14 protein-coding genes are annotated in these 14,312 nt (G+C 72.1%); 7 read left to right on the top strand and 7 right to left on the bottom strand.

Features of this window, described 5'->3' with window-relative positions:
- Window positions 1-122: 122 nt before the first annotated feature.
- A complete protein-coding gene (locus AMK21_RS01530) occupies window positions 123-2,348 on the bottom strand; it encodes an ATP-dependent RecD-like DNA helicase (RefSeq protein ID WP_073873370.1) in 2,226 nt (741 codons plus the stop codon).
- A gap of 112 nt (window positions 2,349-2,460) precedes the next feature.
- Between AMK21_RS01530 and AMK21_RS01525 the strand changes: the two genes are divergently transcribed.
- Window positions 2,461-2,706, top strand: coding sequence for a DUF6584 family protein (locus AMK21_RS01525; RefSeq protein ID WP_234421795.1), 246 nt, complete (start codon window positions 2,461-2,463; stop codon window positions 2,704-2,706).
- Here the strand turns inward: AMK21_RS01525 and AMK21_RS01520 are convergent.
- On the bottom strand, window positions 2,679-3,062 hold the full coding sequence (locus AMK21_RS01520) for a hypothetical protein (protein ID WP_073873368.1): 384 nt from the start codon (window positions 3,060-3,062) through the stop codon (window positions 2,679-2,681). The two genes, AMK21_RS01525 and AMK21_RS01520, sit on opposite strands and share 28 nt — an antisense overlap.
- A 227-nt stretch (window positions 3,063-3,289) precedes the next feature.
- On the opposite strand from AMK21_RS01520, the gene AMK21_RS01515 reads away from it, so the two are divergent.
- Both AMK21_RS01515 and AMK21_RS01510 read left to right on the top strand, forming a co-directional pair.
- A complete protein-coding gene (locus AMK21_RS01515; protein ID WP_073873366.1) occupies window positions 3,290-4,114 on the top strand; it encodes a helix-turn-helix domain-containing protein in 825 nt (274 codons plus the stop codon).
- A complete protein-coding gene (locus tag AMK21_RS01510; RefSeq protein ID WP_073873363.1) occupies window positions 4,101-4,325 on the top strand; it encodes a DUF397 domain-containing protein in 225 nt (74 codons plus the stop codon). Before AMK21_RS01515 ends, AMK21_RS01510 begins: the two co-directional genes overlap by 14 nt.
- Before the next feature lie 166 nt (window positions 4,326-4,491).
- Here the strand turns inward: AMK21_RS01510 and AMK21_RS01505 are convergent, their stop codons facing one another.
- Together AMK21_RS01505 and AMK21_RS01500 are read right to left on the bottom strand one after the other, a co-directional pair.
- A complete protein-coding gene (locus AMK21_RS01505; protein WP_064236248.1) occupies window positions 4,492-4,758 on the bottom strand; it encodes a hypothetical protein in 267 nt (88 codons plus the stop codon).
- Between the two features lie 124 nt (window positions 4,759-4,882).
- The gene (locus tag AMK21_RS01500; protein ID WP_234421794.1) at window positions 4,883-5,017 is read right to left on the bottom strand and encodes a tryptophan-rich sensory protein; all 135 of its coding nucleotides are present in this window, start codon (window positions 5,015-5,017) and stop codon (window positions 4,883-4,885) included.
- 408 nt (window positions 5,018-5,425) lie between these two features.
- Here AMK21_RS01500 and AMK21_RS01495 point away from each other — a divergent pair, with 408 nt between their 5' ends.
- On the top strand, window positions 5,426-5,767 hold the full coding sequence (locus AMK21_RS01495; RefSeq protein ID WP_073874207.1) for an RNHCP domain-containing protein: 342 nt from the start codon (window positions 5,426-5,428) through the stop codon (window positions 5,765-5,767).
- Entirely contained in the window at window positions 5,764-6,183 is a 420-nt protein-coding gene (locus AMK21_RS01490; protein WP_073873361.1) for an RNHCP domain-containing protein, read from the top strand. Before AMK21_RS01495 ends, AMK21_RS01490 begins: the two co-directional genes overlap by 4 nt.
- A gap of 308 nt (window positions 6,184-6,491) precedes the next feature.
- Here the strand turns inward: AMK21_RS01490 and AMK21_RS01485 are convergent, their stop codons facing one another.
- Genes AMK21_RS01485 through AMK21_RS01475 form a run of 3 tightly spaced genes read right to left on the bottom strand, consistent with a single transcriptional unit; the run spans window position 6,492 to window position 9,624 of the window.
- Window positions 6,492-7,325, bottom strand: coding sequence for a sugar phosphate isomerase/epimerase family protein (locus AMK21_RS01485; protein ID WP_073873359.1), 834 nt, complete (start codon window positions 7,323-7,325; stop codon window positions 6,492-6,494).
- Window positions 7,322-8,476 (bottom strand): dihydrodipicolinate synthase family protein, encoded by a 1,155-nt coding sequence (locus tag AMK21_RS01480; RefSeq protein WP_073873357.1) that lies wholly within the window; start codon window positions 8,474-8,476, stop codon window positions 7,322-7,324. Before AMK21_RS01480 ends, AMK21_RS01485 begins: the two co-directional genes overlap by 4 nt.
- Complete coding sequence (locus tag AMK21_RS01475; RefSeq protein WP_073873355.1) at window positions 8,473-9,624, bottom strand: Gfo/Idh/MocA family protein; 1,152 nt, start codon at window positions 9,622-9,624, stop codon at window positions 8,473-8,475. The genes AMK21_RS01480 and AMK21_RS01475 overlap by 4 nt, the downstream gene beginning before the upstream one ends.
- A gap of 110 nt (window positions 9,625-9,734) precedes the next feature.
- Between AMK21_RS01475 and AMK21_RS01470 the strand changes: the two genes are divergently transcribed.
- Both AMK21_RS01470 and AMK21_RS01465 read left to right on the top strand, forming a co-directional pair.
- Window positions 9,735-10,811 (top strand): LacI family DNA-binding transcriptional regulator, encoded by a 1,077-nt coding sequence (locus AMK21_RS01470; protein WP_073873353.1) that lies wholly within the window; start codon window positions 9,735-9,737, stop codon window positions 10,809-10,811.
- Window positions 10,812-10,952: 141 nt separating this feature from the next.
- Window positions 10,953-14,198 carry a type 2 lanthipeptide synthetase LanM family protein gene (locus AMK21_RS01465; RefSeq protein ID WP_073873351.1) on the top strand — a complete coding sequence of 1,082 codons (3,246 nt, stop codon included), beginning with the start codon at window positions 10,953-10,955 and terminating at the stop codon, window positions 14,196-14,198.
- Window positions 14,199-14,312 lie beyond the last annotated feature (114 nt).

Genomic DNA, 14,312 nt, shown 5'->3' with positions numbered 1-14,312 from the left:
TCCATTGGACCTACTGGCGGCACTGAGTGCCGCCAACTTACTCATCCTGCCCCCTTGACTGCGGTTCCGGAAGACCTCCGTGATGTTTCCCACCGATTTGATCGATCATTTTCGTGCAGGGCTCACGAGAAGTCTTCTCCTGAGCCGCCCCGGAGCCGGAAATCCAGTGCCGTACACCGCCTGCCTGCGGAAACCGTGCGGACGGCCTGACCGATCGCCTTACGGGACCCGACCAGGACCACGAGCTTCTTGGCCCGCGTCACGGCCGTGTAGAGCAGGTTGCGCTGGAGCATCATCCAGGCGCTGGTGGTGACGGGGATGACGACGGCCGGATACTCGCTGCCCTGGGAGCGGTGGATCGTCATGGCGTACGCGTGGGCCAGCTCGTCCAGCTCGTCGAAGTCGTAGCCGATCTCCTCGTCCTCGTCGGTGCGGACGGTGAGCGTCTGTTCGTCCACATCCAGGCCGGTGACGACGCCGACCGTACCGTTGAAGACGCCGTTCTCGCCCTTGTCGTAGTTGTTGCGGATCTGGGTGACCTTGTCGCCGACGCGGAAGACGCGGCCGCCGAACCGCTTCTCGGGCAGGTCGGGCCGGCCGGGGGTGATGGCCTGCTGAAGCAGCCCGTTCAGCTCCCCCGCACCTGCCGGACCCCGGTGCATCGGTGCGAGAACCTGCACGTCGCGGCGCGGATCGAGACCGAACTTGGCCGGGATGCGACGGGCTGCCACATCGACGGCGAGCTTGCCCGCGTCCGCCGTCTCGTCCTCCACGAAGAGGAAGAAGTCGCTCAGTCCCTCGGTGAGCGGCGGCTGTCCCGCGTTGATCCGGTGGGCGTTGGTCACGACGCCCGACTGCTGGGCCTGGCGGAAGATCCGGGTGAGCCGGACGGCGGGAACGGGGCTGCCCTCCGCGAGCAGGTCGCTCAGCACCTCTCCCGCCCCGACCGAGGGCAGCTGGTCGACATCGCCCACGAGGAGGAGGTGGGCACCGGGTGCCACCGCCTTCACGAGCTTGTTGGCGAGCAGCAGATCGAGCATCGAGGCCTCGTCGACGACGACCAGGTCCGCGTCGAGCGGACGGTCCCGGTCGTACGCGGCGTCCCCGCCCGGCTTCAGTTCGAGCAGCCGGTGCACGGTCGACGCCTCGGCCCCCGTCAGCTCGGCCAGCCGCTTGGCGGCCCGTCCCGTGGGCGCGGCCAGCACCACCTTCGCCCGCTTGGCCCGCGCCAGCTCGACGATGGACCGTACGGTGAACGACTTCCCGCAGCCGGGCCCGCCGGTCAGGACGGCCACCTTCCGGCTGAGCGCGAGCCGTACCGCCTCCTCCTGCTCGGGCGCCAGCGAGGCCCCGGTACGGGTCGCGAGCCAGGCCAGCGCCTTGTTCCAGTCCACGTCCTGGAAGGCCGACATCCGGTCCTCCCCGGTCCGCAGCAGCCGCCGCACCTGCCCGGCGAGGGACAGCTCGGCCCGGTGGAACGGCACCAGATAGACCGCGGTGATCGGCTCACCGCCCTCGGGGGACGGCACCTTCTCCCGTACGACGCCCTCCGGATCGGCCGCGAGCTCGGCCAGGCACTCGATGACCAGTCCGGTGTCGACCTGGAGGAGCTTGACCCCGTCCGCGATGAGCCGCTCCTCGGGGAGGTAGCAGTGCCCCTGGTCGGAGGACTGGGACAGGGCGTACTGCAGGCCGGCCTTGACCCGCTCGGGGCTGTCGTGCGGAATGCCGACCGCCTGGGCGATCTTGTCGGCGGTCAGGAACCCGATGCCCCACACGTCGGCGGCCAGCCGGTAGGGCTGGTTCTTGACGACGGAGATCGAGGCGTCCTCGTACTTCTTGTAGATGCGGACGGCGATGGAGGTGGAGACGCCGACGCCCTGGAGGAAGACCATGACCTCCTTGATCGCCTTCTGTTCCTCCCACGCGGCCGCGATCATCTTCGTGCGCTTGGGTCCGAGGCCGGGGACCTCGACGAGCCGCTTCGGTGCGTTCTCGATGATGTCGAGGGTGTCGACGCCGAAGTGTGTGGTGATCCGGTCGGCCATCACCGGCCCGATGCCCTTGATCAGCCCGGAGCCGAGATAGCGGCGGATGCCCTGGATGGTCGCGGGCAGGACGGTGGTGTAGTTCTCCACGGTGAACTGCTTGCCGTACTGGGAGTGCGAGCCCCAACGGCCCTCCATCCGCAGCGACTCTCCGACCTGCGCGCCGAGCAGCGCACCGACCACCGTGAGGAGGTCGCCGGCTCCGCGTCCGGTGTCGACGCGGGCGACTGTGTATCCGTTCTCCTCGTTGGCGTAGGTGATCCGCTCCAGGACCCCTTCGAGGACGGCCATGTTGGACATGACCCGACGCTACCGGGCGTCACCGACAGCGCGGTTCGCGGCCGGGAGATCCCTAGCGAGGTGCGGAGGGGGAGTACGGCCCGGTCCGACCAGGTTAAAACCCATTCGGGCCATGGCCTGGCGGGGTACGGAGTCGGACGCGCCGACGCCGTTCGCCACCGAGCGACTGCCCGCCGCACGGGAGGCCGCCTCGGAGTCCCTGGGGCGGACGGTCACGTGGGACGGGCTGGCGGAGGTGCAGGGGGACGCGCGGGAGAGCGGACCACTGGCCGACGCCCTGACGGGCGGCGGGTGCCTGCTCCTCAGCGTCGCCTACGTAGGGATCTGGGTCTACGGGCTGGTCTCGCTGTTCGACTGAGGCTGAGCGAGCGGGGGCTGCGAAGGCGCGGGCTGAGCGAGCGCCGCCTCCAACCTGGAACCCCTGCTCTCCGCGATCCGCCTGACCTGCTCCAGCGACTCGCGCAATCTGCCGGCGAGGAAGTGGAGTTGCGGCGCGGTGGCGGGGGCTTCGGCTTCGGCTTCGGCTTCGGCCAGCAGATCGGCGGCGTGACCGAGCAGTTCGTCGGCCATGTCGAGCTGGATGTCCTCCACCTCGTCGGCCTTCCGGGATACGTAACCGGTGCCGTCCCCGACGACGTAGCAAGGCTTCCCACCCGTACCCGTCCAGGGCAGCAGCCGCATCGTGGAGGCATCACGTCCACCGACGAACCTCATGCGACGGCCTCGCTCCGGCGGTCGGAGCGGGGGCTCGGGGATGGCGGCAACAGCTTCAGGGGGCGGGCGATGGCGCACTTCATGGGGGGCCTGCTTTCTGGTCTTCGGGTTGGGCGGGCTTCGCTTCTTTCCGTAGCGAACCCATCACAGAGTGGGGTCATGAGTCGCTACGCTGCCAGGGGGTCGGGCATGACAGCACGCTGGTCAGATCGAGGAGTTGGGCGCGCATGAGGGCGAACGGACGGCCGCGCACAGCACGGCAGAAGTACGGCGAGGAGTTGCGGCTGCGGCGCCTGGCCGCCGGGCTGACGCAGGAGGCGCTGGCGGAGCAGGTGGTCTGCTCGCCGACGCTCATCAGCCACTACGAGGCGGGGCGGCGGCTGCCGAGCCCGGACGACGCCCGCCGGATCGACCGGGCGCTGGGGACGGACGGGTTCTTCGCCCGGTGGCTGGAGGACCTGGAGACGAAATACGACGAAAACTTCGCGGCCGTGGCGGAGTTGGAGCAGCAGGCGGTGCTCATCCAGCAATTCGCGCTGACGCTCGTGCCCGGCCTGTTGCAGACGGACGACTACGCACGGGCACTGTTTCAGGCGTACCGGCCCAACCACCGCCGGGAGGAAATTGACCAGGACGTTGTCATCCGAACAGAGCGCGCCCGCATTCTCGACGGCCCTCTGAATCCGGTGATGTGGACCCTGCTGGACGAGGCGGTGCTGCGGCGCCGGGTCGGCGGCCCGCGGGTGATGGCTACGCAGTTGCGAAAGATCGCGGACATGGCTGACGCGGGACGGCTGCGGCTGCATGTGTTGCCGTTCGAGGCGGGGGCTCACTCCCTCCAGCAGAGCCTGTTGACGCTGATGAGCTTCGCGGACTCCGCTCCGGTGGCATACGTCGAGGGTTTCCAGACGGGCAACTTGATGGATGATCCGCACTTGGTGGCGTTCAGTCGCACGGCCTACGATCTCGCTCTGAGCGATGCGTTGTCGCACCAGGAGTCGGTGGCCCGCGTGCGGGCCGCAGCGGAGGAGCACCAACATGGGCAGCAGTAGGCGGAGCATTGCGGACGTGTCCACCCTCACGGGCTGGTTCAAGTCCAGCTACAGCGGCGGGAACCAGGGCGAGTGCCTTGAGGTCGCCCGCGGTCACGCCACCGTCCCCGTACGCGACAGCAAGACTCCCGCCGGCCCCGCGCTCGCCTTCTCCCCCCAGGGTTGGACCCGGTTCGTCAACGCCGTCAAGGACGGCGAGCTCTCCGCCTGACGTACGGAGGCAAAGCCCGTATAGACCTGCAGGTCAGGAAGGTGGTCCACGCGCAGGCGGGGAATCTCCGCAGCAAGAGAGCCCCCGGCCGCGAAAAAGGCGGCCGGTTCCGACAGTCGGGCTTGCGGGGTGCCCGCCGACCGTCCGTCCTCGGCGGCGGTGCGGGTCAGAGGGACGGCGTCAGCCTCTTCGCCGTGCTGCAGTGGCTGGTCCTCGTGTGGCGCCACAGCTGGACGACCGTCAGCCCGAACAGGGCGGCGAACGCCACGAGCAGGACCGCCGTGATCTCCGTCTGGCGGCCGCCCCCGTCGCGGTCCAGCTGGAGGACCAGTCCCAGCAGGGAGAGCACCATCCCGCCGAGGTAGACCGATCGGACGCGCCGCAGCTGACGTACAGCGCGAGGGGCGAGGGCAACACGCTTGATGAAGGCCATGTGCGCCGGATACCCCCGGGGCGCCCACCCAGTCACCGTCGAACGGTGGAGGTGAGGCCGGTTCCGAGACCCTGGGAGTGTTGTTCGGAGCCGTGGCTCGTTCGGATGGGTCCGGTGGCCGGTCTCAGGCCGGCCCGTACTGCTCGGCGGCGAAGAACAGCGGGGTCCACAGCGCGTTGAGCGCCAACTGCACCCCCCAGGCCACGAGCGCCGGCCGGCGCGCCGCACGGCGACGGGTACCCCGCCCGGTGTCCTTCACCCGGGCGCGAGGGACCGGGGGACGGTCTTGCGGCAGGCCAGGAGCGCCGCGCGTAATTCGGTGGTCCACCTCCCGTCCCCGTTGTTACGGTGCTTCCGCCTCGACGCGGTGCCGACCGCAGGTGACCTCTGGGCCGTGTGCCCTGGAAAGCAGTTGATGTATGCCCCGGCCAGTGACTCCGAGCCTCCCTCGTCGCGCCCACAGCGCAGGGGCGACCGGACCTGACCGCGTGTGCGGCCGTACGTTCACCGTCTGCTGACGCTCCACCGCCTACGGCCCTTCTCCACGCCCTCCGACGCTCCGGCACTCCGCCGCGAGGGGTGCTCGGTACTTCCCTGCTGCTTCTGTTCCTCACCTTCGGCAAGGAGTATCCGGGTGTCACACGACAACCCCCGCCATCGCTCACCCATGTCCTCCCTGGACACCTTCACCTGCGTCCGCTGCGGCCTGACCGTCGCAGTGGTCGCGCCCGACGGCAGCCGGCGCAACCACTGCCCCAGTTGCCTGCACTCCCAGCACCTCGTCGATCACGTCGAGAGCGGCCCCTCCGACTGCGAGGGCCGGATGGCCCCGATCTCCATCGCGGTGCTCCGCACCGGTGACTGGATGGTCGTCCATCGCTGCACCCGCTGCGACGAGCTGACCTCGAATCCCGTCTGCGGGGACGACAACCAGCTGATCCTGATGCGGATGGCCGTACGTCCCCTGGCGCAGCCGCCCTTCCCGCTCGAAGCGTTCGGTGACCTGTGACGCGGCGTAGGGCCCGGCCGGCCGGGCAGCGCCGCCCCCAGCGGGCGAAGGACGTCCTCCACGGACCGGCCGGAGCACGCGGTGATGCGTTCCGGTGCGTCGGCTGCCGACTCGATGTCTCCCTCGTCGCGCCGGGCACCGCCCATCGCAACCACTGCCCGTCCTGCCTCGTCAGCCTGCACGTCGACCGGCGGGTGCCGGGCGACCGGGCTGCGGGCTGCGGCGGACGGATGACGGCGCTGAGCCTGTCGGTGCGGCAGGACGGGGAGTGGATGCTCATCCACCTCTGCCTGACGTGCGGCGAACTCAGCGCCAACCGCATCGCGGGCGACGACAACGCGCTGGCCCTGATCCGGCTGGCGCTGCGCCCGCTCGCGGACGCCGGCATCCCCGCGCGGGTCATGCTCGCGCTGTGATCCGGGGGAGCGTTCCGTGATCGAGGGCGGCGTTCCGTGATCGGAGGACGTTCTGTGCTCGGGGGCCGTCCGGTGTTCGCCGGGCGGCCCCTGGCCGTGGTTCGTCCCCGCCGACCGGAAAGCAAGGGGCCGGAAAGCAAGAATGGGGCCCGGCCTCGCGGCCGGACCCCCCTCGCTTTCCCCCCGTCGGGCCTTCCCGTTCCCCCCGGACCCCTCCCCGGAAGTCCCGACGCCATGTGTGACCCGGGAGGGTACGCAAAGGTTGCAGTCCTTTGCGATCTCTTTACCTTCGATCTCGATCAGGGCTCTCAGCAGGCATGTTGCACATAACGCTGCGCGACCTCGGCCAGGACTTCGGCCCCGTCCCGGGCCCACAGCTTCTCGTTGAAGATCTCCACCTCGATCGGGCCGTCGAAGCCCGCGGCTTCAACCTGCCCACGGAACGCGCGGAAGTCCACGCTTCCGTCCCCCAGTTGACCCCGGCCCAGCAGAACGCCCGCCGGGAGCGGGGTGATCCAGTCGGCCAGCTGGAAGGAGTGGATACGGCCGCCCGCCCCCGCACGGGCGATCTCGGCGGGCGCCCGGTCGTCCCACCAGACGTGGTACGTGTCGACGACCACCCCCACCTGCTCGGCCGGGAAGCGTTCCGCGAGGTCCAGGGCCTGGCCGAGGGTGGAGACCACGCAGCGGTCCGACGCGAACATCGGGTGCAGCGGTTCGATCGCCAGGCGTACGCCGTGTCCGGCCGCGTACGGGGCGAGTTCGGCCAGCGCGTCCGCCACCCGCTCCCGCGCCCCGTACAGGTCCCGGCTGCCGGACGGGAGGCCGCCGGAGACCAGGACCAGGGTGTCCGTGGAGAGGGCCGCCGCCTCGTCGATCGCCCGGCGGTTGTCGTCCAGGGCGGCGGCCCGGTCCGCCGGGTCCAGGGCGGTGAGGAAGCCGCCCCGGCAGAGGCTGGTGACGGTGAGCCCGGCGTCCACGAGGAGCCTCGCCGTGCGCTCGACGCCGTACGCCTGGACCGGCGCGCGCCACAGGCCGACCTGGCCGATGCCCGCCTTGACGCAGCCCTCCGTCAACTCCGGCAGCGACCACTGCTTGATGGTCTCCTGGTTGAGCGAGAGGCGGGAGAGCCGGTCGATCATCGTGTTCCTCCGTGGACCGCGAGGAGCGCTCGCATACGGTGTGCCGCCAGGCCCGGGTCAGGGAACAGGCCCAAGCCGTCCGCCAGTTCGTACGCCTTCGCCAGGTGCGGCAGCGAGCGGGCCGACTGGAGACCGCCCGCCATCGTGAAGTGGCTCTGGTGGCCGGCCAGCCAGGCCAGGAGGACCACGCCCGTCTTGTAGAAGCGGGTGGGGGGCTGGAAGAGATGGCGGGAGAGTTCGACCGTGGGGTCGAGCAGGGCGCGGAAGCCCGCCGTGTCGCCTGTGTCCAGCACCCGTACCGCGTGTGCCGCCAGCGGGCCCAGCGGGTCGAAGATGCCCAACAGCGCGTGGCTGAAGCCGCGTTCGTCGCCCGCGATCAGCTCCGGGTAGTTGAAGTCGTCACCCGTGTAGCAGCGCACCCCGCTCGGGAGGCGGCGGCGTACGTCGATCTCGCGGGCCGCGTCCAGGAGGGAGATCTTGATGCCGTCGACCTTGTCCGGGTGTTCGGCGATGACCTTCAGGAACGTGTCCGTGGCCTGGTCCAGGTCGGCGCTGCCCCAGTAGCCCTCCAGCGCCGGGTCGAACATCGGGCCCAGCCAGTGCAGGATCACCGGCTCGGAGGCCTGGCGCAGGAGGTGTGCGTAGGTGGCGAGGTAGTCCTCCGGGCCCCGTGCCGCCTTCGCCAGTGCGCGGGACGCCATCAGGATCGGCTGTACGCCGTTCGCCTCGGCCAGGGCCAGCTGCTCCTCGTACGCGGCGGACACCTCCGCCAACGTCGGCTCGGAGGCCGGCAGTAGCTGGTCCGTGCCGACGCCGCAGGCGATCCTCCCGCCCACCGCCTTCGCCTCCGCCGCCGAGCGGCGGATCAGCTCGGCCGCGCCCGCCCAGTCCAGACCCATCCCGCGCTGTGCCGTGTCCATCGCCTCCGCGACACCCAGGCCGTGCGCCCAGAGGTGGCGGCGGAAGGCGAGCGTGGACTCCCAGTCGACGGCAGCCGGGTCGTCCGGGCTGATGTCCGCGTACGGGTCCGCGACCACGTGGGCCGCCGAGAAGACCGTACGGGAGGTGGGCGGGATGGACGTGGGGGCGAGGTCGAGCGGAGTCGCGCGTGGGGTGTACGGGCCCTGGGGCAGGGGGACGGTGGCCGTCACAGCGTCAGCTCCGGGACCTCGAAGCGACGGCCCTCCGCCGACGACTTCAGTCCCAGCTCGGCGAGTTGGACGCCCCGCGCGCCGGCCAGCAGGTCCCAGGAGTACGGCTCGTCCAGGGCTACATGGCGCAGGAACAGCTCCCACTGCGCCTTGAAGCCGTTGTCGAACTCCTGGTTGTCCGGGATCTCCTGCCACTGGTCGCGGAACGACTCGGTGACCGGGAGATCCGGGTTCCAGACCGGCTTGGGCGTCGAAGACCGGTGCTGTACGCGGCAGTTGCGCAGGCCTGCCACGGCGGAGCCGTGCGTGCCGTCCACCTGGAACTCCACCAGCTCGTCGCGGTTGACCCGGACCGTCCAGGAGGAGTTGATCTGCGCGACCGCCCCGCCCGCCAGCTGGAAGATCCCGTACGCCGCGTCGTCGGCGGTCGCCTCGTACGGCTTGCCGTGCTCGTCCCAGCGCTGCGGAACGTGCGTCTGCACATGGGCCGTTACGGAGGTGACCTGCCCGAACAGCTCGTGGAGCACGTACTCCCAGTGCGGGAACATGTCCACGACGATGCCGCCGCCGTCCTCCGCGCGGTAGTTCCACGAGGGGCGCTGGGCCTCCTGCCAGTCGCCCTCGAAGACCCAGTAGCCGAACTCCCCTCGCACGGAGAGGATCTCGCCGAAGAAACCGCCGTCGATCAGGCGCTTCAGCTTCAGCAGCCCCGGCAGGAAGATCTTGTCCTGGACCACGCCGTGCTTGATGCCGGCGTCCCGGGCGAGGCGGGCCAGGTCGAGGGCGCCCTCGACGTCCGTGGCCGTGGGCTTCTCGGTGTAGACGTGCTTGCCCGCGGCGACGGCCCTCTTGATCGCCTCCACCCGGGCCGAGGTGACCTGGGCGTCGAAGTAGACGTCGATCGTGTCGTCCGCGAGCACCGCGTCCAGGTCCGTCGACCACTCGGTCAGCCCGTGCCGGGCCGCGAGCTCCTCCAGGGCGTGGGCGCGGCGGCCGACGAGGACGGGCTCCGGCCAGAGCACCTCGCCGTCGCCCAGGTCCAGGCCGCCCTGCTCCCGGATCGCGAGGATCGAACGCACCAGATGCTGCCGGTATCCCATGCGACCCGTGACGCCGTTCATGGCGATGCGCACTGTCCTGCGTGTCACGAAGTTCCCTCCATACAGCCGTAGCAAGCGCTTTCTATATGAGATGACGCTAGCCTGCGGACAGCGGCCGGACAAGAGGGGCGCCGCACGTGACCTCACGGAGGAAAGCGATGACAGTCACCCTGGCGGACGTGGCGGCCCGCGCCCGGGTGTCCCCGGCCACCGTCTCCCGTGTGCTGAACGGCAACTACCCGGTCGCCGTGTCGACCCGGGAGCGGGTCCTGCGCGCGGTGGACGATCTGGACTACGTACTCAACGGGCCCGCCAGTTCGCTGGCCGCCGCCACGTCGGACCTGGTCGGCATCCTGGTCAACGACATCGCCGACCCCTTCTTCGGGATCATGGCGGGGGCCGCGCAGACCGAGATCGGCGGGCCCGGGGACGGCTCCGGGCGGGCGGGCGGCGAGAAGCTGGCCGTCATCTGCAACACCGGCGGCTCCCCCGAGCGCGAGCTCACCTACCTCACCCTCCTCCAGCGCCAGCGGGCCGCCGCCGTCGTCCTCACCGGAGGCGCGGTCGAGTACCCGGCGCACCAGGCGGCGATGGCCGCGAAGCTGGCCAAGCTGGCCGACGCCGGAACCCGGATCGTCTTCTGCGGGCGGCCCCCGCTCCCCGAGGGGGACGCGCTCGTCGCCGCGCTCGCCTTCGACAACCGGGGCGGCGGGCGGCGCCTCACCGAGCACCTGATCTCGCTGGGACACCGCCGGATCGGTTACGTCGCCGGGCCCCCCGAGCGCACCACCACCCGGCACCGCCTCGAGGGCCACCGCGAGGCCCTGCGGGCCGCCGGGCTCGGCACGGAGCCCGGCGGCGAGGAACAGCTCACCGTGCACGGGCCCTACGACCGGCGCTCCGGGTATGAGGCCACCCTCGACATACTGCGCCGGGAACCGGGCGTGACCGCGGTCGTCGCCGCCAACGACACGGTGGCGCTGGGTGCTTGCGCCGCCGTACGGGACCAGGGGCTGCGCATCCCGCAGGACATCTCGGTGGCCGGCTTCGACGACCTGCCGTTCTCGGTGGACGCCGTACCCGCCCTGACGACCGTACGGCTGCCGCTCTTCGAGGCGGGCGCGCGGGCGGGCCGGCTCGCCATGGGCAAGGAGAACCCACCGCCCGGGGGCATCGCCACCATCGCGGCCGAACTGATGATCCGGGGGTCGACGGCTCCGCCCCGGATGGGGTGAGGCCCCTGGGGCGGAGCCGTCGGGCCCCGCTGCGGGCCAGGGTGCGAAAGATGGGGGCATCTCCCCCATGCGCCCCGGGAGCCCTCCCGCCAGGATGGTTCGGGAGCGGTCCGGTGGGCCGCTCCCGACCTGGGAGGTGCGGTGGAGAAGGAACTGATCGGCAGCGGCGGTACGGGGGCTGCTGCCCCTCTCGCCCTCCCGGGCACCCACGGGTCCGCCGGGGCGAACGGGTCCGCCCGGCCCGCCGGGTCCGCCGACGCGGACGGCGCTGCCGTATCCGCCGGAGCGGCCGTCACCGCCGCCGGGGCGGTACGCACGGACCTCACGAACACGGACCACTCGTACACGGACCACTCCGACACGGACCACGCCGACGCGAACCCCCCGCGCACGAACACCAGCCGAGGGCACACGAGCACGGCGCACGAGCCGAACGGCACCGGCAGCAGCGCCCCCGCCCCCCGCGCCAACCCCTGGTGGCTCCCCGGAGTCGTCGGGGAGCCGCCCATGGGTGAGCCCGACTGGGTCGTCTTCGTCCGGGCCGTCATCGCCGACGCGCCGGCCGAGGCCGTCGTCGACGGGCGGGACTACCCGGGGCTCTCCGGATTCGCCCTCGTCGTGGCCCCGTTCGCCGAGCGGGCGGCTGGGCGGCTGCTGACCTCGCCGTCGAACAACGCCGTGCGGGCCGGGACCGCCGTCGGGCTCGCCCCCGTACTGGAGGACTTCCGATCCCACCTGGTCCGGCGGCTGGCCCGGCTCGCGGCGCGGACGCTCGTGCTGGAGCTGCACAAGGCGCGGCGGGCGGGGCGGCTGGCCGGCGACGGGCCCGAGGAGCGGTTCCGGGACTTCGTGCGGCGCACGGCGGGGCGGGACGGGCTCGCGGCCCTCCTCACCTCGTATCCCGTGCTGGCCCGCATCCTGGCGCGCACCAGCCTGGCCGCGGCCGACGCCTTCACGGAGATGCTCGGCCGGCTCGCCGACGACCGGGAGCTGCTGGCACCCTCCGGTGTGCTGGGCGACCGGGGGCCCGGCGCCTCGCCGGGGACGCTCGCCGCCGGGCGGGGGCCGGGGGCGCTGACCGGGGTCGAGGCCGGTGCGGGTGACAGTCACCGCGGGGGCCGCTCGGTGATGCTGCTGCGGTTCACCGACGGGACCCGGCTGGTCTACAAGCCGCGCCCGCTCGCGGCGCACCGGCACTTCAACTCCCTGGTGGGATGGTTCGCTTCGCTGCCCGGGACACCGTCCCTGCGGGCGCTGCGGGTGCTGGACCGGGGCGACTACGGGTGGGTGGAGTTCGTCGAGGAGCGGCCCTGCTCGTCCACCGCGGAGACTCATCTCTTCTACCGGCGCCAGGGCGCGCTGCTGGCCCTGCTCCACCTGCTGGACGGGACCGATCTGCACCAGGAGAACCTCATCGCCTGCGGGCCGCACCCGGTCCTGGTCGATGTGGAGACCCTGTTCCATCCGCCGCTCCCCCAGGCACACTCCTCCGACCCCGCCGCCCGTGCCCTGCACGCCTCGGTCCACCGGGTCGGGCTGCTGCCCCAGCTGCTGGTCGGGGACGCCGCCGCGCTCGACGTCTCCGCCATCGGCGGCGGCCGGGCCGCTCCCTCCCCCATCGAGACGGCCGACTGGGCGGGCGCGGGCACGGACACCATGCGGCTGGTACGGCGCTCCGCGCGGTTCACCGAGTCCGCCAACCGGCCCCGGCTGGAGGGGGTGGCGGCCGATCCGTCCGCGTACACCGACGCCCTGTGCGAGGGGTTCCGCGCCGGCTACACCGCCATCAGCGACTACCGTGACGAACTGCTCGGCAAGAGTGGCCTGTTGACGGAGTTCGCGCAGGACGAGGTACGGGTCGTGCCCCGGCCGACCTGGACGTACACCACCCTGCTCGACGAGTCGACCCACCCCGACCTGATGCGGGACGCCGCCGAACGCCACCAGGTCCTCTCCCTGCTGCGCACCCCCGCCCTGGGCGTGCCCGCACTGCCCGGTCTGGAGGACGAGGAGATCGAGGAGCTGTGGGCCGGCGATGTGCCGGTCTTCCTCACCCGGCCCGGCTCTGCGGACCTGTGGAGCGGCACCGGGCGCGAGGTGCCGGCCGCGTCGGGGTCCACCGGTCTGGCCCGGGTGGAGGCCAAGGTCCGGGCCATGGACACGGTGGACCGCCAGGACCAGGAACGGATCATCCGGGCCGCCATGGTGTCCACCTCCCCCGAACCGCCGCACCGGGCGGAGGGCGGCGCGCGGCCACGGACGGCCGCGACAGCCCCCGAGCCGGAGCAACTCCTCTCCGCCGCACGGTCGGTGGGCGACCAGCTCGTCTCGCTCGCCTACCGGCACGAGGCCCGCACCAACTGGATCGGCCTGGAGCTGCTCGGCGAACGCTACTGGCGGCTCACGCCGATGGCGGCCGACCTCGCGAGCGGCTACACCGGACCCGCTCTCTTCCTCGCCCAGCTGGCCGCCCTCACCGGCGCCGACCGGTACGCCGAGGCGGCCCGCGAGGCGCTGGCCCCGGTGCCCGGCCTGCTGGACGCGCTGCACGGCCGGGTGGACGACCTCGCGGTGCTGGGCTCGGGGGCCTTCGCGGGCCTCGGCGGCATCGCGTACGCCCTGGCCGAGGTGGGTACGCTGCTCGGCGATCGTACGGTGCTCGACCTGGCGGGCCCGGCCACCCGGCTGGCCTGCGCGGCGAGTGCCGCCGAGGACGGGTACGGGGTGCGCGGCGGGGCGGCCGGCGGGCTGGTCTCCCTGCTCGCGGTGCACCGCGCCACCGGCCGGGCCGAGGCCTGGCGGGGCGCCGAGCGCTGCGCCGAGCGGATCTCCGTGGCGCCGCACCCGGCGGCCGGGGGCTTCGCGGAGGGGGTCGCGGGCATCGGCTGGGCGCTGCTGCGCTTCGCCGCGGCGGGGGGCGGTGAGCAGTACCGTACGGCGGGGCTGCGGGCTCTGCGCCGGGCGACCGTCGACGTGACGGTGGGCCGGGCCTGGTGCGAGGGGGCCGCCGGGGTAGCCCTCGCGGTCGCGGACAGCCCGGACGCGCTCGTCGACCCCGACCTGTCCGGCTGGCTGGCGGAGCGGGCCGGTGAGCTGGCGGACTGCGCCCCGCTCGCCGACGACAGCCTCTGCCACGGCGAGCTCGGCCTGCTGGAGCTGCTCGGCCACAGCGCCCTGACCGGCGACCGCACCCCGTGGGTTCGCAGGGCCGGGACGCTGCTCGCCGCCGCCGACCGGGAGGGGCCGCGCTGCGGGACCCCCGGCCACGTACCGCACCCAGGGCTGCTCACCGGCCTCTCGGGGATCGGGCACGGACTGCTGCGGGCGGGATTCCCCGACCGGATCGGCTCCGCGCTGCTTCTCAACCCGTCCGCGGGGGTTGCGTGAGAGGTCCTCCCGCGGCCGGTACCGGCCCTTCCGTCCGTGGGGCCTTCATCCGTACCGCACCTGTTGTCGATCCACCGCCAGAAGCCCTTGCTCCAGCGTTCATTCCGTTCAGGA

The sequence above is a fragment of the Streptomyces sp. CB00316 genome (genome assembly GCF_001905595.1).
Taxonomy (GTDB): Bacteria; Actinomycetota; Actinomycetes; order Streptomycetales; family Streptomycetaceae; genus Streptomyces.
Note: the sequence above shows the minus strand (reverse complement) of the source record. Positions and strands in the feature narration are given on the sequence as shown.